Below are 19,872 nucleotides of genomic sequence, written 5' to 3' on the forward strand. Positions count from 1 at the left end.
GCTGCTTCCCCCGCGCGACGCCCTCGAGAGCGGCCTGGGCGCGGGAGCGGGCGTCGCGCGGGGGAAGCAGCCGGCGGCCGTGGATGGTGCCCGACATCACGACCTCGGCCGCGGTGGAGGGCACGCCGGTGGCGGCCGTGGTCCGCTGGGGGACGTAGCCGATGCGGTCCCAGGGCACCGACCGCCCGAGGGCCTTGCCGAGCAGCTCGACGGTCCCGCGCTCGTGCGGGACGACTCCCACCAGGGCGCGGATCAACGTCGACTTGCCCGACCCGTTGGCCCCGAGGAGGCCGACGACCTCACCGTGGTCCACGGTGAGGTCGATCCCGTGCAGGATCGTCAAGCCGCCGAGGCTCACGCGCAGGCCGCGGGCGAGGACGGCTGGGGTCATGCGCAGCCGAGGCCCGTGCGCAGGGCCTCGAGGTTGTTCTCCATGGCCCCACGGTAATCCGTCGCCTCGTCGGCCTGGCTCTCGACCGGGTCGAGGACGTCCGTGTCGATCCCGAGGTCTGCTGCCAGGGTCTCAGCCACCTTCGGGTTGACCAGGCTCTCGGTGAAGATCGTCGTCACGCCGTGCTCCTCGACCACGGCGCGGATCTCGCGCAGGCGGGCCGGGGAGGGCTCTGACTCGGGGTCGAGGCCCGAGATGCCGACCTGCTCGAGGTCGTAGCGCTCGGCCAGGAACCCGTACGCCTCGTGGGCCGCGACGATCACGGTGCGGTCGCACTGGGAGAGTCCCTCGGCCAGCTCGGTGTCGAGCGCACTCAGGTCGCTCTCGAGGGCGTCGGCCCGCTCGGCGAACTCGTCCGCGAGCTCGGGCCGGGCCTCACCCAGCAGCACCGCGAGGTCCTGGCCGACGGCAGCGAGGAGGGTCGGGTCGAGCCAGAAGTGCGGGTCCTCGCCGTGAGCGTGGTCGTGGTCGTGGTCGTCCGCCTCGGCGTCGACCTCCTCGTCGGCGTGGACCTCGTCGTCCTCATGGCCGTGATCGTCGTCCTCGTGGCCGTGCTCGTCCTCGGCATGGGCCTGGTCGTCCTCGTGGGCCTCGTCCTCGTCGTGCTCGTCCTGAGCGTGCTCCTCGTCCTCGACGTGCTCGTCACCGGCCTCCATGTGGGCGGCGACCGCCTCGGTGGTGGCGGCGTCGAGGACCAGCGCGGGCTCGCGGGCCGCGATCGCCTCGTCCACCGAGGGCTGGAAGCCCCCGAGGTAGGCCACCACGTCCGCGTCGCCGATCTCGCGGACCTGCCGGGGAGACAGCTCGAGGTCGTGCGGGTCGATCCCGGGCGGGGTCGCGCTGAGCACCTCGACCGCGTCGCCGCCGATCTGCTCGGCCACGTACTGGAGCGGGTAGAAGGAGGCGAGCACCGTGAGGGTCGCGTCCTCGTCCTGCGCAGCAGGCTCCTGGGTGCTGCCCCCGCACGCGGTGAGGGCGAGGGTGCCGGCCACCGCGGCGCCGAGGACGGTGGTACGGCGGCCGTGGACGGATCGCCGAGCGGGGTGGGGCAGGGAGGATCGACGCTGGGGGGGCATGAGGATCATTCTCAGGACTTGTGATAACCGTTGTCAAACGCCAGGGATGCGGTCGCGGGTAGCCTGACCTGATGCCTGCGCGCCTCGGCGTGCCAGGAGTCCCGTCCGCACGAGCCACGTGCGGACCCGCCGACACCAGGAGTGATCCCGTGGCCGCCAGCTCGTCCCGCCTCGATGCCGTGACCAACCTCGCCAAGCGCCGGGGGTTCGTGTTCCCGTCGGGGGAGATCTACGGCGGAACCCGCTCGGCCTGGGACTACGGCCCCCTGGGCGTCGAGCTCAAGGAGAACATCAAGCGTCAGTGGTGGCGCTCGATGGTGACCAGCCGTGACGACATCGTCGGCCTGGACTCCTCGGTGATCCTGCCGCGCCAGGTCTGGGTGGCCTCGGGCCACGTGGGGGTGTTCACCGACCCGCTCACCGAGTGCCTCAGCTGTCACAAGCGGTTCCGTGAGGACCAGATGCTCGAGGAGTTCGAGGAGAAGAAGGGCCGCGTCCCGGAGAACGGCCTCGGGGACATCGCGTGCCCCAACTGCGGCACCCGCGGGCAGTGGACCGAGCCCCGCGACTTCAACATGATGCTCAAGACGCACCTCGGCCCCGTCGAGGACGAGTCGGGTCTGCACTACCTGCGCCCCGAGACGGCCCAGGGCATCTTCGTGAACTTCGCCAACGTCATGACGACCGCGCGCCGCAAGCCGCCCTTCGGCATCGGGCAGATCGGCAAGTCCTTCCGCAACGAGATCACCCCGGGCAACTTCATCTTCCGTACCCGCGAGTTCGAGCAGATGGAGATGGAGTTCTTCGTCGAGCCCGGGACCGACGCGGAGTGGCACCAGTACTGGATCGATGCGCGCACGGACTGGTACGTCGACCTCGGGCTGTCGCGGGACAACCTGCGCCTCTACGAGCACCCGGCCGAGAAGCTCTCGCACTACTCGACCCGCACCGTCGACATCGAGTACCGCTTCGGCTTCACCGGCAGCGAGTGGGGCGAGCTCGAGGGCGTCGCCAACCGCACCGACTTCGACCTCAAGACCCACAGCGAGCACTCGGGGCAGGACCTGTCCTACTTCGACCAGGCCAAGAACGAGCGCTGGGTCCCGTACGTCATCGAGCCGGCAGCCGGTCTGACCCGCTCGCTCATGGCCTTCCTGTGCGAGGCCTACGCCGAGGACGAGGCGCCCAACGCCAAGGGTGGGGTGGACAAGCGCACCGTGCTGCGCCTGGACCCCCGGCTGGCTCCGGTCAAGGCCGCGGTGCTGCCCCTCTCGCGGCACGAGGACCTGTCACCCGTGGCCCGCAACCTCGCGGCTGAGCTGCGCAAGGCGTGGAACGTGGACTTCGACGACGCGGGGGCCATCGGGCGGCGCTACCGACGTCAGGACGAGATCGGCACGCCCTACTGCGTGACGGTCGACTTCGACAGCCTCGAGGACCAGGCCGTGACCATCCGCTCGCGGGACACCATGTCCCAGGAGCGGGTCGCCCTGGACCAGGTCGCCGCCTACCTGGGTGCGCGGCTGCTCGGCGCCTGACCTGAGACGCACGCTCCGGTCCGGGTGAGGGGACGTCGATGAGCCACGGCCACACGCACGGACCCGCTCCCCGGGCGACCCCACGGGTGCGGCTCGTGCTGACCCTCGCCGTGGTCCCTGCCCTGCTCGTGACGGTCCTGGGCCTGGTCCTCCTCTGGCCCGGTGCCCAGGACCGTGTCGACAAGGTGCCCACGGTCGACGAGGAGGGCTCGTACCTGCAGACCGAGGTGCTGCGGGTGCTGCCCGAGGCCGGTCTGCTCGAGGTCGAGGTCGACGGCCTCGAGCTGGCCTACGTCCCCCCCGAGGCGATCGCGGGGGGCATCGCCGCCGGGGACGAGGTCCGCCTGCTGGCCATCGACGCCACCCAGGGCGACGGGGTGCCCTACGTGTACGTCGACCACGTGCGGGACCTGCCCCTGGGGCTCCTGGCCGTGGTCTACGCCGGCCTGGTCGTCCTCGTCGCACGGTGGCGCGGCCTCGCGGCCCTCGTGGGCCTGGCCCTGTCCCTGGCCCTCATCGCGGGGTTCACCCTGCCCGCGCTCCTGGCCGGGTACCCCGCCCTCCTGGTGGGCCTGGTCACGGCGTCGGCGGCCCTCTTCGTCACCCTCTACCTCGCCCACGGGCTGAGCGCCCGGACCACCACGGCGCTCCTGGGCACCCTGCTCGGCCTGGCCCTGACCGCGCTGCTCGCCGGTTGGGCCACGGGGGCCGCCCACCTCACGGGGATGACGGGGGAGGACTCTCTCGTGCTGCCCTCCTACGCCCCCGACATGGACCTGCGCGGCGTGGTGCTGTGCGGCATCATCCTCGCGGGGCTCGGCGTCCTGAACGACGTGACGATCACCCAGGCCTCGGCCGTGTGGGAGCTGCGCACCCTGGCCCCGCACCTGAGCCGGGTCGACCTGTTCCGCCGTGGCATGCGCATCGGCCGCGACCACATCGCCTCGACCGTCTACACGATCGCCTTCGCCTACGTCGGTGCGGCCCTTCCGGTGATGCTCCTGGTCAGCCTGTACGACCAGTCCCTGGCATACACCCTGACCGCGGGAGAGATCGCCGAGGAGGTGGTGCGGACCCTGGTCGGGTCGATCGGCCTGGTGGCCGCGATCCCCCTCACCACGGCCATCGCGGCGGTGGTGGTCAGTGCGGGGCCGGCGCCACGTGTCGATGACCGCCCTGCTCGCCAGGAGCCAGCGCTGCCTGGGTCGTGACGACGAGGGCCGCGATCGCCGTGGTCAGCGGGATGGCCAGGACGAGTCCGATCGACCCGACCAGCGTGCGAGCGATCTCCTCGGCGAACTCCCCGCTGCCGAGGGTCTGAGCGAGGGGCATCTGGTACACCTGCAGCAGCAGGAGGATCGGCAGCGCCGCTCCTGCGTAGGCGAAGGCGATCGTGTAGACGGTCGAGGCGATGTGGTCCCGACCGATGCGCATCCCGCCGGCGAAGAGCTCGCGCCTCGAGGCCGTCGGATCCGCGGCGCGCAGCTCCCACACGGCCGAGGCCTGGGTGATCGTCACGTCGTTGAGCACCCCGAGTCCCGCGAGCACGACGCCGCACAGGAACAGGCCGCGCAGGGCCGTCCCGTCGAGCTGGCCGGTCAGCATCGCGAGCCGGTAGCTCTCCTCGGTCGAGATTCCCGTGAGGTGCGCTGCTCGGGCGGCGATCGCCCCGAGCAGAGCGGTGACCCCGAGCCCCGCCATGGTTCCGAGCAACGCGGTCGTGGTCCTGCGGGAGAAGCCGTGGGCGAGGTAGAGGACGACGAACATGATGGCTGAGGAGCCCACGAGCCCGACCACCAGCGGGTCCCGGCCCTCGAGCAGCGCGGGGAGCATGAAGGTCGCGATGAGGCCGAAGGCGATCGCCAGGCCGACCAGGGCACGGAAGCCGCGCATCCCGGCGACCAGGACCACGACGATCGCGAAGGCCCCGGCCAGGGTCGTCAGGGGCAGGGTGCGCGCGTAGTCGTGCCACGCCCAGACCTCGGGCTCGGTCGTGGTCTCGAGGTACCGGGCCAGGACGATCGTCGTTCCTGGCGGGACCTCGTCGGCGCGCACGGTCGCCGGGGACCACACCTCGACGACCTCGCCCTCGGCCTCGGTGGAGGTGACCACCGCCGTGACGAGGGTGCAGGTCACCTCGCGGGGGATCGAGCCGTCGGGCAGCCGGTCCTCGTTCTCGCCCGCGCAGGCGGTGTCCTCGGCCCGCTCGACGCGCGCGGTCGGGTACTCGGTCTCGACCGCGACGACGCCGGTCTGCGGCGCGGCCCCCGAGGGCCACAGCAGCCCCAGGCCGACCACGGTCGCGACGGCGAGCGGCACCAGGATCGCGGCGAGGACCGCGGTCGTGCGGCGAGAGCGGTCGGCGGGGGGCAGGTGCACGTCCAGGATCATCCACGCCACGACCGTGCTGGTCCAGCGGGGTGGGATGATCCTCGGATGACACCGACGACCTCCTCCGTGCTGCCTGCGCTGCGCATCGGGCCGTTGACCGTCCAGACCCCCGTGGTCCTCGCGCCCATGGCCGGGGTGACCAACCGGGCCTTCCGCCGGCTGTGCCGCGAGCACGGCGCAGGGCTCTACGTCGCCGAGATGGTGACCTCCCGGGCCCTGGTCGAGCGGACCCCCGAGTCGATGCGCATCATCCGTCACGACGAGGACGAGCGGCCGCGCTCGGTCCAGGTCTACGGCGTGGACCCGGCCACCGTGGGTGCCGCGGTGCGGGTGCTGGCCGAGGAGGACCGCGCCGACCACGTCGACCTGAACTTCGGGTGCCCGGTCCCCAAGGTGACCCGCAAGGGCGGCGGCGCCGTGCTGCCGTGGAAGCGGGACCTCTTCGCCGCGATCGTCGGGGCCGCGGTGGACGCGGCCGCCCCGCACGGCGTCCCGGTCACGGTCAAGATGCGCAAGGGGATCGACGAGGACCACCTGACCTATCTCGAGGCCGGCCTCAGGGCCCAGGACGCGGGGGTCGCCGCGGTGGCCCTGCACGCCCGCACGGCCGCCGACTACTACTCGGGGACCGCCGACTGGGAGGCCATCGCCCGCCTCAAGGAGACGGTGATCGACATCCCCGTGCTCGGCAACGGCGACATCTGGTCCGCGGAGGACGCCCTGGCGATGGTCGAGCAGACCGGGTGCGACGGCGTCGTCGTCGGGCGGGGCTGCCAGGGGCGACCGTGGCTCTTCGCCGACCTGGCTGCGGCGTTCCACGGATCCGACGTGCGGGTGCGCCCGGGGATGCGCGAGGTCGCGGCCGCGGTCCGTCGCCACGCCGAGCTCATGGTCGAGGAGTTCGACGACGAGTCGAAGGCCCTGCGCGAGCTGCGCAAGCACATGGCCTGGTACTTCAAGGGCTACGTCGTCGGGGGCGAGCTCCGGGCCCGGTTCGGTCTCGTGGAGAGCCTCACCCACCTCGACGACCTGCTCGCCGAGCTCGACCTCGACCAGCCCTACCCCGGGGCCGGGGCCGAGGGGCAGCGGGGGCGGGCGGGGTCGCCCAAGCGGCCGTCCCTCCCTGAGGGGTGGCTCGACTCCCGCGAGCTGAGCGAGAGCTTCGAGCGCAAGCTGCGTGAGGCCGAGCTGAGCGTCTCGGGAGGCTGAGCCTGCACCCTCCGCCCCTGCGGCTAGCCTCGTGAGCATGACTCCACGGCGCCGCGGACGCGACGACGACGTCGAGGTGCTGCTCGACGCAGGCGGCGAGGAGGCTGCCCTCTCGCCCGATGCCCCGGCGTCGCCGACCGCGCGTCGGCGGCGATGGATCAGCGCGGGGGCGGTCGCAGCGCTCGCGCTCGCGGTCGCCGTGGTCAACGTGGTGGACGTCCGCCGCACCGAGGCCCGGCTCGACGCCCTGCGCGAGCTGCCGGGCGTCCACGCCGGGTTCGACGAACCGCTGCGGGAGGTCTGGCAGGCGCAGGGCCGGGTCGTCACCGAGACCGCCGAGTCCTTCGTGCTCCTCGACGAGGCCACGGGTCGCCTGAGCGCCCTCGACCCGCGCAGCGGTGCCGAGCGGTGGTACGACGAGGGCCCCGGTGAGCCGTGGCGCACAGACTGCACCCCGACCTGGGACGGCTCCGAACCCGCGCTGGTGTGCATGCGCTTCGTCCGGCCGGGGGATCCTGGGGCTGACGGGGGCCCTCGGGCGGACGGGGACGCGAAGGCGGTGCGACTGGTCGCGCTGGATCTCGAGACCGGCGAGACGCTCCAGGAGGCCGTGCTCGACGGCGAGCGCATCGTGCTCCAACCGGTCGAGGAGGACGTCGTGGTCGCCACCGGGACCGAGGAGGGGTACCTCGAGGCGCGACGGTGGCGGCCTGCCACCGGAGAGCTCGTCTGGTCCTACCGGAGCGAGAGCACGGTCCTGGGTCCTGCGGCGTCGAGCGTCCGGTCGGTGTCCAGCGACGCCGAGCACCTCGAGATCCGGGGGAGCCGCACCGTGACGATCTCGATGGAGACCGGCGAGGAGGTCGAGGCCCGCGAGTGGGGAGGGGCAGGGGCGGGCCCGCGCGGGACCTACGAGGTGCCCCTGCCCGGAGGCCGCACCTACCTCTGGCCGGCTCCCGCCTCGCAGGACGGGTCGGGCCCTGAGGGGGTCGTGACGGATGCTGACGGCGAGGAGCTCTACTCCGTTCCCGGGACGGTCGACGCGTCGAGCGTCGACGACGGCAGCGCTGCCGAGGTCCTCCTGGTCCACGCCGTGGAGGACGGCAGCCTCCTCGGCCTGGACCTCGCGACGGGCGAGCAGCTCTGGGAGGCCGCGGGCTCCCGGTGGGCGGTCGTGCGGTTCGACGGGCGGGTCGTCACCTCGGGGATCGGCGCGGACGGCCGTGAGGTCACGGGCGCGATCGACCTGCGGACCGGGGAGGTGCTCTGGGAGGTCGCCGCCGCCGCCTCCACGGTCACGGACGGGCGACGGGTGCTCGCCGTCACCCCAGGCGGCGGTCCACGGGTGACCGCGCTGTCGGTGGTGGACGGGTCCGAGGCCTGGAGCATCCCTCTGCCCCCGGGTTCTGGGTGGATCACCATGGTGGGGGAGGCCGTCGTCGTGCGGACCGACACTGGGCTCGTGGGCCTCGGCTGACCAGTGCGTGACCGCATCCGACTAGCCTCAGGAGCATGACTCCACGGCGTGGCGGAGCGACCGACCAGGTCGACGTCGAGCTCGACCTCGGCCCCGACGGGGAGCAGGACGAGCCCGACAGAGGGCTGTCGCTCACGTCCCGCCGTCGGCGGTGGATCGCGGTCGGGGTCGTCGGGGCTCTTGCCGCCGTCGTCGCTGCGGTGACCCTGGTCGAGACCTGGCGCACCGAGGCGCGGCTCGCCGCCCTGCGGGAGCTGCCGGGGGTGCACGCGGGGCTGGACGAGCCCCTGCGCGAGCTGTGGCAGGCCGACGGGCACCTCCTCGTGCAGAGCGCCGGGGCGGTCGTGGTGCTCGACCTCGAGAGCGGCCAGGCCCGGGGGCTCGACGCCCGCAGCGGCGCAGAGCTGTGGCGTGACGGTGATCCCGGCTACACGGGGTGCCTCGACTCCCGGGGCTTCCAGGACCTGGTCCTGGTCTGCACGAGCTTTGGCGGACCAGGGGGTGCTCCGCTCGGGGGGCCGGCGCTCGAGGCCGACCGGTCGGCGGAGACCGGGTCCGTCCGGCTCGTCTCCCGGGCCCCCCTGACGGGGGAGACGCTCCAGGAGGTGGTGCTCGACGGCGACTGGGTGGCCATGTTCACGGTCGAGGAGGACGTCGTCCTCGCCGTGCGGACGGCCGAGGGCCACCTCGAGGCGCTGCGGTGGCACCCGGCGACCGGGAACGAGGTCTGGTCCTACCGCAGCGTGGACGTCGTCCTGGCCTCGGACTCGACGGCACTTGCCCCGGTGAGCACCGACCCCGAGCAGATGGTGATCGGTGCGGATCGCACGATCGTCCTCTCGCTGGCCACGGGGGAGGAGGCCGAGCGCGCGGAGCTGAGCCCTTCGTGGGGCTTGGAGGACCTGGCCCTGCCCGGAGGGCGGCAGGTCCGCTGGAGCGACGAGCGCTCGGCGGACCGCCCCGAGGGTGTGGTCGTGGACGCCGACGGGACCGAGCTGTACCCGCTGCCCGGGACGCCGTTGTCCTCGGACGTCGATGACGGCAGCGTCGGTGAGGTGCTCCTGGTCAACGGCTTCGACGAGGCGAACCTCCTCGGCGTCGACGTCGCGACGGGGGAGCGTCTCTGGGAGGTCGACCGCACGCTGTGGGGGGTGATGCGCATCGGCGGACGGGCCGTCGCCTCAGGCCCCGACCCGCAGACCGGGACGGAGATGGTGACCGTGCTCGACCTGCGGACCGGCGCCGTGGTGTGGGAGTCCGAGTCCCGTGGCACCGGGGTGACCGACGGCAGGGTCGTGCTCCTCGTGGACGAGTCCGGCCCCAGGTCGAGCCTGGTCGCGCACACCATCGCCGACGGCTACGAGGAGTGGCGCACCCCGCTGCCCGCGGGGTTCTGGTGGACACCTCCGGACGTCGGGGAGGCCGTCGTCTTCGGGAACGAGGCCGGCCTGGTGGGGCTCGGCTGAGTCAGGCCCGCAGCCGAGCCCACACTGTCGTGTCGGCGGGCACCAGCACGGCGTCGTCCTCCGCCAGGGGGAGGTCCTGCGAGGCGTGCAGCAGCTCCAGGTCGGCCGGGAGGCGCAGCGTCCCGGGGCCGAAGTTCGTCACCACGAGCACCTCACGGTTGACGAAGGCCAGCACCGTGCTCTCGGCGTCCGCGGGCAGGCCGTCGACCCATGCGAGGGAGCCGGTGCCCAGCGAGAACTCGCGACGCAGCCTGAGGGCGGAGCGGTACACCTCGTAGGTCGAGCCCGGGGTCCCGCGCTGGACGTCGAGGGCGTAGCGGGCGAAGGAGTCGGGCTGGCTCAGCCACGTCGAGCCCGTCGGCGAGAAGCCGTAGCCGGGCTCCTCGGCGGACCAGGGCAGCGGGACGCGGCAGCCGTCCCGTCCCCGCTCGGTGTGCTCCGAGCGCCACCAGGTCGGGTCCTGGCGTTCGTCGTCGGCCAGGGAGGTGTGCTCGGGCAGGCCGAGCTCCTCGCCCTGGTAGAGGTAGGCCGAGCCAGGCAGCCCCAGCATCAGCAGGGTGGCGGCACGTGCACGGCGCAGGCCGAGCTCCTCGTCGGGCTGCGGGTCGCCCTCGCCGATGCCGTTGGGCTTGGACCCGGGGACCTCCAGGCCGAGCCGGGAGGCGTGCCGCACCACGTCGTGGTTGGACAGCACCCAGGTGGTCGGTGCCCCGACCTCGTCGTTGGCCTCGAGGGAGGCGTTGACCACCGAGCGCAGAGCGCGGGCGTCCCAGAGCGTGGTCAGGAAGGAGAAGTTGAAGGCCTGGTGCATCTCGTCCGGGCGCACGTAGCGCGCGAGCCGGGAGAGGGGTTCGACCCAGGCCTCGGCGACCAGGCAGCGGTCGCCGTCGTACTCGGCCAGGACCTGGTGCCACGAGCGGTAGATCTCGTGGACGCCCTCCTGGTCCCACATCGGGCCCTGGTTCCCCGCCCCGGTCGAGCCGTCCTCCGAGCCGCTGGTGCCCTCGTGGGCGCCGTCGATCATCGAGGAGGTACCGGTCCAGTCGGGCAGGCCCTCGGCCTTGACCATCCCGTGCGCGACGTCCACCCGGAAGCCGTCCACGCCGCGGTCGAGCCAGAAGCGCAGCACCTGCTCGAACTCGGTGCGGACCTCGGGGTTGTCCCAGTCCAGGTCCGGCTGGGTCTCGTCGAACAGGTGCAGGTACCACTGGCCGGGCGAGCCGTCGGGATCGGTGATGCGGGTCCAGGCCGGTCCGCCGAAGACCGAGGTCCAGGTGTTGGGCGGCTCGGCGCCGTCGGGGCCCTTGCCGTCACGGAAGATGTAGCGGGCCCGGTCGGGGCTGCCCGCGGCGGCGGCCAGGGCCTGGCCGAACCACACGTGCTCGGTCGAGGTGTGGTTGGGGACCAGGTCCACGATCACCCGGATGTCCAGGGCGTGGGCCTTGGTGAGCATCTCGTCGAAGTCGTCGAGGGTGCCGAAGAGCGGGTCCACGTCGCGGTAGTCGGCCACGTCGTAGCCCGCGTCGTGCTGGGGGGAGCGGTAGAAGGGCGAGAGCCAGACGGCGTCGACGCCCAGCCGTGCCAGGTGCTTGAGCCGCCCGGTGATGCCGGGGAGGTCGCCGATGCCGTCGCCGCTGGCGTCGGCGAAGGAGCGCGGGTAGATCTGGTAGATGACGGCGCTGCGCCACCACTCGGACGTCCGGGCCGAGGGGGCGTGGACGAGGGTGGTCGTCGTCGAGGTGTCGGCGGGGCTCGCGGGCAGGGCGGAGGGCACGACGCTCCAGTCGGTCGGGGGCGGGTGGTGGTCGGGCAGGTGGTGGAGGCCTGTTCTGCTCGTCGATCAGCGTACGACCGGTACCGGACCGGTCGAGCCGCGGACGATGAGCTCGGGGTGGAAGAGGAGCTCGGTGCGGGGGACCTTCGCACCGTTGATCTCCGAGACGAGGGCGCTCACGGCGGCCCGGCCCATCGGGGCCACCGGCTGGCGCACGGTGGTCAGCGGCGGGTCGGTGAAGGCGATGAGCGGGGAGTCGTCGAAGCCGACCACCGAGAGGTCCTCGGGGACGCGCAGCCCACGGGACCTCGCTGCGCGGATCGCGCCGAGGGCCATGAGGTCCGAGCCGCAGACGATCGCCGTGTGCCCTGAGTCGATCAGCTCGCCGCCGGCCGCCTGGCCGCCCTCGACCGTGAACAGGGTGGTCACGACGTGGTCTGGAGCGTCTGTCTGGCCCAGACGCTCGAGGGCCGCGGTGAAGGCGCCGAGCTTGCGGCGCGCCGGGATGTAGCGGTCCGGCCCGATCGCGAGGCCGATGCTGGTGTGGCCCAGGGAGCTGAGGTGTCGGACGGCGAGGTCGACGGCGACGGCGTCGTCGGTCGAGACCGAGGGGGCGTCGACCCCCTCGGCGAAGCCGTTGACCAGGACGATCGGCAGGCCGCGGCTGTGCAGACGGTGGTAGCGCTCGTGGCTCGCGGCGGTGTCGGCATGGCGGCCCGAGACGAAGACGATGCCGTCGACCCCGTGCTCGATGAGCATCTCGACGTACTCGTCCTCGGTGGTGCCACCCGGGGACTGGGTGCACAGCAGCGGGGTGTAGCCCCGCTCGGAGAGGGTCGACTCGACCGCCTGGGCCAGCGCTGGGAACACGGGGTTGTCGAGCTCGGGCACGATCAGGCCGACCAGGCCCTCGGAGCGTGTGCGCAGCTTCTCGGGTCGGTCGTAGCCCAGGACGTCGAGGGCCGCGAGCACCGCGGTGCGCGTCTGGGTGGCCACCCCGGCTTTTCCGTTGAGCACGCGCGACACGGTCGCGGTGCTGACCCCGGCCTGCTCGGCCAGGTCCTTCAGACGAGTGCGCACGTGCGGCAGCGTAGAGGACATGACACCTCCCTGGGGATGAGATCCGACATCCGCGACGGTCTCACGAAAGCGTTGCCTGAAAGTTACCGCAACGGCTTGCACGGAGGCGAACCGCGCGGTTACGGTCCTCGCCATCAGGGCCGTCGTCGGCCGGACCGACGGCGGCCGAACGAACGAATCTGTAGGGAGACCGACGATGCGACGGAGCATCCCCCTGGTCGCGCTTGCCCTGGGCACCGCGCTGACCCTGACCGCCTGCGGCGGCTCGGCCGAGGAGAACGGCGAGGAGGTCGAGACCCCCGCCGGGACCGAGGGCGAGGCCACCGGCGACGGCGGCACCCTCACCATCTGGGTCGACGAGACCCGTCAGGCGGCGGTCGAGACCGCGGCGGCCGACTTCGAGGCCGAGACCGGCAGCACCGTCGAGACGGTGCTGAAGAACTTCGAGGACATCCGGGCGGACTTCAACGCCCAGGTGCCGACCGGGGAGGGACCCGACATCACCGTGGGTGCCCACGACTGGCTCGGCGAGCTGGCGGCCAACGGCGTGGTCGCCCCGATCGAGCTGGGTGAGAAGGCGAGCGAGTTCGAGACCGTCGCGGTCGAGGCCTTCACCCAGGACGGTCAGGTCTACGGCCTGCCGTACGCGGTCGAGAACATCGCCCTGATCCGCAACACCGCCCTCGCCGAGGAGGCCCCCGCCACCTGGGACGAGGCCATCGCCGCCGGTGAGGCTGCCGGCACCGAGTACCCGATCCTGCTGCAGATGGACGAGACCGGGGACCCGTACTCCGCCTACCCGCTGCAGACCTCCTTCGGGGCGCCGGTCTTCGAGCAGAACGAGGACGGGTCGTACTCGCCCGAGCTCGCCCTGGGCGGGGAGAGCGGCATCGCCTTCGCCGAGTGGCTGGCCGAGCAGGGCTCCGCCGGTTCCCTCGACACGGCGATCACCTACGACGTCGCGGTCGAGGCCTTCGCCAACGGCCAGTCGCCGTTCATCATCGGTGGGCCGTGGATGCTCGAGAGCTTCGCGGACCTCGACCTCGCGATCGACCCGATCCCGGCGCCGGGCACCGAGCCTGCTCAGCCGTTCGTCGGGGTCGCCGGCTTCTACGTGAGCGGCCAGAGCGAGAACACGTTGCTCGCCAACGACTTCCTCGTGAACTACATGGCCACCGAGGAGGCCCAGCTCGCCCTGTACGAGGCCGGGGCGCGTCCGCCGGCCCTGGTCGCCGCGGCCGACTCGGCCTCCTCCGACCCGATCACCGCCGGGTTCCGCGAGGTGGGCGCCGACGCCGTGCCGATGCCCTCGATCCCCGAGATGGGATCGGTCTGGGAGTTCTGGGGCGTGACCGAGGCGGGCATCGTCAGCGGCTCCCTCGAGCCCGTCGCCGGCTGGGAGAAGATGGTCAGCGACATCCAGGGCGCCCTCGACGCGTCCTGAGCGCGACGGGTCGGTGCGGGTCCCGACAGGGACCCGCACCGACCCACGCCGCGATCCTTCCTGCGCCGCCCCCCGGGTAGGCGCGGCCCCCTCACGCGCCGCCGTACACCGCCCCGTGCCACCGCGCACCCCCTGCCCGACCGCACCGCTGCGGTCCCGTGACCCCCGGAGGGCCACCCGATGAGCTCCCACCAACCGCCGACGCTCACCACCCCCGAGCGTCCGTCGGCGGTGCGCCGACCAGGTTCCTCGCACGCGAGCGCCTGGGGTCGCGGCTTCCTCGTCAAGCTCGTGCTGCTCGCGGCCGTCGACGCGCTCGGCGTGTACGGGGTGCTCGCGGCATGGAACGCCGAGTCCCACGGACTCATGGCTGTGCTCCTCGTGCTCCTCGTGGTCGCGAACTGGGTGTACTTCTCCCGCCGGGCACTGCCGCTGAAGTACATCCTGCCCGGGCTGATCTTCCTGCTGGTCTTCCAGATCTTCGTGGTGCTCTACACCGGGTGGGTCGCTTTCACGAACTACGGGGACGGGCACAACTCACCCAAGGGCCAGGCGGTCGAGGCCCTGCTGGTGCAGAACGAGCGGCGCGTCGAGGAGTCGCCCGCCTACCCCCTGACCGTGGTCGCCGACGACGAGGAGCTCGGCTTCGCGATCCTCACCGACTCAGGGCAGGTGCGGGTCGGCACGTCCGAGCAGCCCCTCGAGGACGCCCCCGACGCCGAGGTCGCCGACGGGGTGGTCACGACCGTCCCGGGCTACGAGGTGCTGCCCCGACAGGCCGTCATCGAGCGGCAGGCCGAGGTCACCACCCTGCGTGTCCCGGTCTCCCCGGATCCCGAGGACGGCTCGATCCGGACCCAGGACGCCCGCAGCGGCTACGTCTACCTCTCGGCCCTCGAGTACGACGAGACGGCCGACACGATGACCGACGTCGTGACCGGCACGGTCTACCGCCCCAACGACGACGGTCAGTTCGAGGCCGAGGACGGCAGCACCCTCGGCGTCGGCTGGCGGGTGTTCGTGGGGGTCGACAACTTCGTCACCGCCTTCGCCGACGCGCGCTACGCGACGCCCTTCGTCAAGATCCTCGCCTGGACGGTCGCCTTCGCGGTGCTGTCCGTGGTGACGACCTTCCTGCTCGGGCTGTTCCTGGCGATCACCTTCAACGACCCACGGCTGCACGGCCGCCGGATCTACCGCACGCTGCTGATCCTGCCGTACGCGATTCCCGGGTTCCTCGCGGCCCTGCTGTGGTCCGGGCTGCTCAACCGTCGTTTCGGGTTCATCAACGACGTGCTCCTCGGCGGGGCGGAGATCGGCTGGCTCACGGACCCGACGCTGGCCAAGCTCTCGGTGCTCGGGGTCAACCTCTGGCTGGGCTTCCCGTACATGTTCCTCATCTGCACGGGTGCGCTGCAGTCCATCCCCGGGGATGTGATGGAGGCCGCCCGGATCGACGGGGCCGGCCGCTGGCGCACCTGGCGATCCATCACGCTGCCGCTGCTGCTGGTCTCGACCACGCCGCTGCTGATCTCCTCCTTCGCGTTCAACTTCAACAACTTCACGCTGATCTACATGCTCACCGGCGGTGGTCCACGGTTCCAGGACGCCTCCGTCCCGCTGGGCCACACCGACATCCTCATCTCGATGGTCTACGCGGTCTCGGGGGTCGACGGCAGCGCCCCGAAGAACTACGGCCTGGCCAGCGCGCTGTCGATCGTGGTCTTCCTCATCGTCGCGACGGTCTCGGCGATCGCCTTCAAGCGCACCCGCTCTCTCGAGGAGATCAACTGACATGGCCACCTCAGCACCGGCCGTCCCGGCCCGTCGTCGGATGACCCCTCGCCGTTACATGTCCGAGCTCGGCTGGCGCCACCTCGTGGGGGTGGTGGCGGTCGTCTACGCGGGGTTCCCCCTCGTGTACGTGATCTCCGCGTCCCTGAGCGAGCGCGGCACCCTGACCGGCTCCAACGACTTGTTCTCGCAGGTCAGCATCGCGAACTACGAGGCCTTGGGCGACACGTACTTCTGGACGTGGGTCGCCAACACCCTCATCATCGCGGTCGTCACCGGGGTCGGCACCGTGCTCATGGGCGCGGCTGCTGCCTACGCCTTCTCGAGGTTCCGGTTCTCGGGGCGACGCGCCGGGCTCACCGCCCTGCTCATCATCCAGATGTTCCCCCAGATGCTGGCCTTCGTGGCGATCTTCCTGCTGCTCCTCGGGATCGGGAATGTGGTCCCCGAGCTGGGCCTCAACAGCAAGCTCGCCCTGATCTGCGTCTACCTGGGCGGGGCGCTGGGGGTCAACACCTTCCTCATGTACGGGTTCTTCAACACCGTGCCCCGCGAGCTCGACGAGGCTGCCAAGATCGACGGCGCGACCCACGGGCAGATCTACTGGACGATCATCCTGCGACTCGTCTCGCCGATCCTCGCCGTCGTCGGGCTGCTGTCCTTCATCGCGACCTTCGGGGAGTTCATCATCGCCCGGGTCGTCCTCCAGTCCGAGGCGAACTGGACCCTCGCTGTCGGTCTCTACGGCTGGGTCTCGGCCCTGCTCGAGGCCAACTGGGGCCTGTTCGCCGCCGGGGCGGTGATCTCCGCGCTGCCGGTGCTCGCGCTGTTCCTCTTCCTGCAGAAGTACATCGTCGGTGGCCTGACGGCCGGATCGGTCAAGGGGTGAGCGTGGCGGGACGGCACGAGGCGGACCGGGGACCGGCAGCCCACCTGCTCGACCTGCCGCACCACGACGGCAGCGCCCTGCACGTCACGCCGGGTCCGCACGTCCTGGGGGACCGGGTGCCGGTCCGCGTCCGGGTGCCCGCGGCCGCGGGGGTCACGGCCGTCCACCTGCGCGTGGTGCACGACGGTGAGCCGCGGGTGCTGCCCATGGCGCGCGAGGAACCGGCGGCTGCGGGCCCCGCCCCGTCCGAGGCCTGGTACGTCGGCGAGGTCGAGGTGCACAACCCGGTCACGACCTACCGCTTCCTGCTCGAGACCCAGGACGATCACGTGTGGCTCAACGGGCGCGGGGTGCACCACCGGCACGTGCCCGACGCCGCGGACTTCCGGCTCACCGTGCACGCCCCGGCCCCCGCGTGGGCCCGGCACGCCGTGGTCTACCAGGTGTTCCCGGACCGCTTCGCGCGGTCGGGGCGCGAGGCTGCGCAGCCCGGTGGGATGCCTGCGTGGGCCGAGCCGGCGCAGTGGTCGGACGAGCCCGTCGGGTCCGGGCCCAGCACGCCGCGCCAGCTCTACGGCGGGGACCTCGCGGGGATCCAGGAGAGGCTCGACCACCTGGAGGCGCTCGGGGTGGACGTGCTCTACCTGACCCCGTTCTTCCCCGCGCGGTCCAACCACCGCTACGACGCGTCGAGCTTCGACCACGTCGACCCTGTGCTCGGCGGCGACCAGGCCCTGGCCTCCCTGTCCGCAGCCGTCCACGCCCGCGGGATGCGGATCATGGGGGACCTGACCACCAACCACACCGGTGACGCCCACGAGTGGTTCCGGCGCGCGCAGCAGGACCCGAGCAGCCCCGAGGCGCACTTCTACCTCGCGCAGGACGAGCCTCCCGGCTACGTCAGCTGGCTCGGCCACGCCTCGCTGCCCAAGCTCGACCACCGTGACCCCGAGCTGTCCCGCAGGCTCGTCGACGGGCCCGGGTCGGTCATCGCCCGCTGGCTCGCCCCTCCCTTCGCCCTCGACGGCTGGCGGATCGACGTCGCCAACATGACCGGTCGCCACCGCGAGGTCGACGTGACCCACCAGGTCGCCCGCACCATCCGCGCGACCATGCAGGCCGCGAACCCCGAGGCCCTGCTCGTCTCGGAGCACTTCCACGACGCGTCGACGGACCTGCTCGGCGACGGCTGGCACGCCAACATGAACTACGACGGGTTCAGCAGGCCCGTCTGGAGCTGGCTCGCCGACCCCGCTCCTGAACCTGGGCTCGAGCTCCCGGCCCACGGCCTGCCGGTCCCGCAGGTCCGCCGCACCGGCCAGGACGTGGTCGCGACCATGCGCGAGTTCGACTCGGCCCTGCCCTGGTCGGTCACCAGCCACCAGTGGAACCTGCTGGGCTCGCACGACACCCCGCGCCTGCGCACCGTGGTCGGGGACCCTCGTCTCGTCGAGGTCGCGGTCGGCCTGCTCATGACCTACCCGGGCACACCGATGGTCTTCGCCGGGGACGAGGTCGGGGCGAGGGGCCGCAACGGCGAGCACGCCCGCACCACCATGCCCTGGGACGAGCCCGACCGTCGGGACGACGCGACCTTCGAGACCTACCGGCGCCTGATCGCGCTGCGCCGGTCCTCGGTCGCCCTGCGCGAAGGGGGCCTGCGGTGGGCCGTCGTCGCCGAGGACGCCGTCGCCTACCTCCGGGAGACCCCCCAGGAGCGCGTGCTCGTGCTCGCCTCCCGCGCCCCGTGGCGCGGCGCCGTGCTCCCGCTCGACCTGGTGGGGCGTCACCTTCCCACCGGCGCCCCGCAGACGCTGCACGGCCCAGACCTGCGTGTGGACGAGGCAGGCCTGCACCTCCCTGCGGCCGGCCCGCTCCTCGGCGTCTGGCGGCTCGCGGGATCCTGAGGGCACCGCGCTGGGGACGGTCGGTCGGTGCAGCCGCTCGCCCACTAGGGTTGGTCTCGTGCCAGGAGCCCCCTCCCGCCCGGTCGGCGACTACACCGAGGCTGATCGTGAGCGCTGGGCGCGCGAGGAGCCCAAGAGCAAGCAGCGCACCTCCTTCGAGCGTGACCGGGCGCGGATCGTCCACTCGGCCGCCCTGCGCCGGCTCGGCGCGAAGACCCAGGTCCTCGGCCCTGCGAGCGACGACTTCGTCCGCACGCGGCTCACCCACACCCTCGAGGTCGCCCAGGTGGGCCGCGAGCTCGGCAAGGCCCTGGGGTGCGACCCCGACGTGGTCGACACGGCCTGCCTCGCGCACGACCTCGGCCACCCGCCCTTCGGCCACAACGGGGAGCGCGCCCTGGCCGAGGTGAGCGCCACGATCGGCGGCTTCGAGGGCAACGCCCAGACCCTGAGGCTGCTGACCCGACTCGAGCCCAAGGTCACCGACCTGGTGACCGGGCGCGCCGTCGGGCTCAACCTCACTCGCGCGAGCCTCGACGCCTCGGTCAAGTACCCGTGGCCCGCGCGGGACGCCTCGGCCGGCCCTGAGGCGCGCCCGGCGACCAAGTTCGGCGTCTACGAGGACGACGGCGAGGTCTTCACCTGGCTGCGTGACGGCGCCGCGGATCGGGTGCGCTGCCTCGAGGCCCAGGTCATGGACCTCGCCGACGACATTTCCTACTCGGTGCACGACGTCGAGGACGCCGTGGTGGGCGGGCGCCTCGAGCTCGAGGTGCTCGACCACGCCGAGGCCCGCCGCAGGGTCGTGGAGGAGGTCGGCGACTGGTACGGCCGTGCCGTGCCCCCCGCCGAGCTCGAGGCCGCGATGGACCGGCTCCTCGGCCTCGAGCCCTGGGTGCGGGGATACGACGGTTCGCGCCCGGCGCTCGCGGGTCTCAAGGACATGACCAGCCAGCTCATCGGCCGGTTCTGCGGGGCGGCCATCGCCGCGACCCGGGAGCGCTACGGTCCCGGCCCCCTGGTGCGCTACGGGGCTGAGCTCGTGGTGCCCCAGGAGACCCTCGCCGAGGTGCTCGTGCTCAAGGGGCTCGCGGTCACGTACGTCATGGCCCCGCGCGAGCACGAGCCGCTCTACGGTCGCCAGCGCGAGATCATCGCCGACCTCGTCGAGGTGCTCGCGGACCGCGCCCCGGTCTCTCTCGAGCAGCCCTTCGCCGAGGACTGGTCCCAGGCCGGGGACGACGCCGCCCGGCTGCGCGTGGTCGTGGACCAGGTGGCCTCCTTGACCGACGTGAGCGCGGCCGAGTGGCACGCGCGCCTGGTGCACCCGCCACGCCGGTGAGCCGCAGGGCCGTCGACCCCGACCCCGGCGGCCG

Annotated in this window: 15 protein-coding genes; 10 read left to right on the forward strand and 5 right to left on the reverse strand. The window is 72.3% G+C overall.

From position 1 onward, the window contains the following. Both L0B03_RS03665 and L0B03_RS03670 read right to left on the reverse strand, forming a co-directional pair. Positions 1-391 (reverse strand): ATP-binding cassette domain-containing protein (locus tag L0B03_RS03665; RefSeq protein WP_250444200.1); only part of this gene is annotated, 391 nt, incomplete at its 3' end. Beyond that, positions 388-1,527 (reverse strand): metal ABC transporter substrate-binding protein, encoded by a 1,140-nt coding sequence (locus L0B03_RS03670; RefSeq protein WP_250444202.1) that lies wholly within the window; start codon positions 1,525-1,527, stop codon positions 388-390. The genes L0B03_RS03670 and L0B03_RS03665, both read right to left, overlap by 4 nt. A 149-nt stretch (positions 1,528-1,676) precedes the next feature. On the opposite strand from L0B03_RS03670, the gene L0B03_RS03675 reads away from it, so the two are divergent. Next, positions 1,677-3,065, forward strand: coding sequence for a glycine--tRNA ligase (locus tag L0B03_RS03675; protein WP_250444204.1), 1,389 nt, complete (start codon positions 1,677-1,679; stop codon positions 3,063-3,065). A gap of 38 nt (positions 3,066-3,103) precedes the next feature. After that, positions 3,104-4,276: a YibE/F family protein gene (locus L0B03_RS03680; RefSeq protein ID WP_250444207.1), complete on the forward strand. Its 1,173-nt coding sequence runs from the start codon at positions 3,104-3,106 to the stop codon at positions 4,274-4,276. Here L0B03_RS03680 and L0B03_RS03685 read toward each other — a convergent pair. After that, positions 4,206-5,456 carry a YibE/F family protein gene (locus L0B03_RS03685; RefSeq protein ID WP_250444209.1) on the reverse strand — a complete coding sequence of 417 codons (1,251 nt, stop codon included), beginning with the start codon at positions 5,454-5,456 and terminating at the stop codon, positions 4,206-4,208. The genes L0B03_RS03680 and L0B03_RS03685 overlap by 71 nt on opposite strands. 45 nt (positions 5,457-5,501) lie before the next feature. Between L0B03_RS03685 and dusB the strand changes: the two genes are divergently transcribed. Genes dusB through L0B03_RS03700 form a run of 3 tightly spaced genes read left to right on the forward strand, consistent with a single transcriptional unit; the run spans position 5,502 to position 9,608 of the window. Continuing rightward, complete coding sequence (gene dusB, locus L0B03_RS03690) at positions 5,502-6,665, forward strand: tRNA dihydrouridine synthase DusB (RefSeq protein ID WP_250444211.1); 1,164 nt, start codon at positions 5,502-5,504, stop codon at positions 6,663-6,665. A gap of 37 nt (positions 6,666-6,702) precedes the next feature. Continuing rightward, positions 6,703-8,142: a PQQ-binding-like beta-propeller repeat protein gene (locus tag L0B03_RS03695; protein ID WP_250444213.1), complete on the forward strand. Its 1,440-nt coding sequence runs from the start codon at positions 6,703-6,705 to the stop codon at positions 8,140-8,142. A gap of 35 nt (positions 8,143-8,177) precedes the next feature. Further along, entirely contained in the window at positions 8,178-9,608 is a 1,431-nt protein-coding gene (locus L0B03_RS03700; protein ID WP_250444216.1) for a PQQ-binding-like beta-propeller repeat protein, read from the forward strand. A gap of 1 nt (position 9,609) precedes the next feature. Here the strand turns inward: L0B03_RS03700 and L0B03_RS03705 are convergent, their stop codons facing one another. Both L0B03_RS03705 and L0B03_RS03710 read right to left on the reverse strand, forming a co-directional pair. Further along, positions 9,610-11,382, reverse strand: coding sequence for a glycoside hydrolase family 13 protein (locus tag L0B03_RS03705; RefSeq protein WP_250444218.1), 1,773 nt, complete (start codon positions 11,380-11,382; stop codon positions 9,610-9,612). Between the two features lie 66 nt (positions 11,383-11,448). Next, entirely contained in the window at positions 11,449-12,483 is a 1,035-nt protein-coding gene (locus L0B03_RS03710; RefSeq protein ID WP_250444220.1) for a LacI family DNA-binding transcriptional regulator, read from the reverse strand. A 175-nt stretch (positions 12,484-12,658) separates the two neighbouring features. Here L0B03_RS03710 and L0B03_RS03715 point away from each other — a divergent pair, with 175 nt between their 5' ends. From L0B03_RS03715 to L0B03_RS03735, 5 genes are all read left to right on the forward strand, one after another. Beyond that, positions 12,659-13,906 carry an extracellular solute-binding protein gene (locus L0B03_RS03715; protein WP_250444222.1) on the forward strand — a complete coding sequence of 416 codons (1,248 nt, stop codon included), beginning with the start codon at positions 12,659-12,661 and terminating at the stop codon, positions 13,904-13,906. Positions 13,907-14,086: 180 nt separating this feature from the next. Further along, positions 14,087-15,700 carry an ABC transporter permease subunit gene (locus L0B03_RS03720; protein WP_250444224.1) on the forward strand — a complete coding sequence of 538 codons (1,614 nt, stop codon included), beginning with the start codon at positions 14,087-14,089 and terminating at the stop codon, positions 15,698-15,700. Between the two features lies 1 nt (position 15,701). Then, positions 15,702-16,589: a sugar ABC transporter permease gene (locus tag L0B03_RS03725; RefSeq protein ID WP_250444226.1), complete on the forward strand. Its 888-nt coding sequence runs from the start codon at positions 15,702-15,704 to the stop codon at positions 16,587-16,589. Positions 16,590-16,591: 2 nt separating this feature from the next. Beyond that, complete coding sequence (locus L0B03_RS03730) at positions 16,592-18,496, forward strand: glycoside hydrolase family 13 protein (protein WP_250444228.1); 1,905 nt, start codon at positions 16,592-16,594, stop codon at positions 18,494-18,496. A gap of 58 nt (positions 18,497-18,554) precedes the next feature. After that, the gene (locus L0B03_RS03735) at positions 18,555-19,838 is read left to right on the forward strand and encodes a deoxyguanosinetriphosphate triphosphohydrolase (protein ID WP_250444230.1); all 1,284 of its coding nucleotides are present in this window, start codon (positions 18,555-18,557) and stop codon (positions 19,836-19,838) included. Positions 19,839-19,872: the final 34 nt, after the last annotated feature.

The sequence above is a fragment of the Actinotalea sp. C106 genome, from assembly GCF_023630195.1.
Lineage (GTDB): Bacteria > Actinomycetota > Actinomycetes > Actinomycetales > Cellulomonadaceae > Actinotalea.

Coding starts and splice junctions, on each gene's coding strand:
- L0B03_RS03710 (WP_250444220.1), bottom strand. CDS start 12,483: ATGTCCTCTACGCTGCCGCACGTGCGCACTCGTCTGAAGGACCTGGCC.
- L0B03_RS03670 (WP_250444202.1), bottom strand. CDS start 1,527: ATGCCCCCCCAGCGTCGATCCTCCCTGCCCCACCCCGCTCGGCGATCC.
- L0B03_RS03680 (WP_250444207.1), top strand. CDS start 3,104: ATGAGCCACGGCCACACGCACGGACCCGCTCCCCGGGCGACCCCACGG.
- L0B03_RS03695 (WP_250444213.1), top strand. CDS start 6,703: ATGACTCCACGGCGCCGCGGACGCGACGACGACGTCGAGGTGCTGCTC.
- L0B03_RS03715 (WP_250444222.1), top strand. CDS start 12,659: ATGCGACGGAGCATCCCCCTGGTCGCGCTTGCCCTGGGCACCGCGCTG.
- dusB (WP_250444211.1), top strand. CDS start 5,502: ATGACACCGACGACCTCCTCCGTGCTGCCTGCGCTGCGCATCGGGCCG.
- L0B03_RS03720 (WP_250444224.1), top strand. CDS start 14,087: ATGAGCTCCCACCAACCGCCGACGCTCACCACCCCCGAGCGTCCGTCG.
- L0B03_RS03725 (WP_250444226.1), top strand. CDS start 15,702: ATGGCCACCTCAGCACCGGCCGTCCCGGCCCGTCGTCGGATGACCCCT.
- L0B03_RS03700 (WP_250444216.1), top strand. CDS start 8,178: ATGACTCCACGGCGTGGCGGAGCGACCGACCAGGTCGACGTCGAGCTC.
- L0B03_RS03685 (WP_250444209.1), bottom strand. CDS start 5,456: ATGATCCTGGACGTGCACCTGCCCCCCGCCGACCGCTCTCGCCGCACG.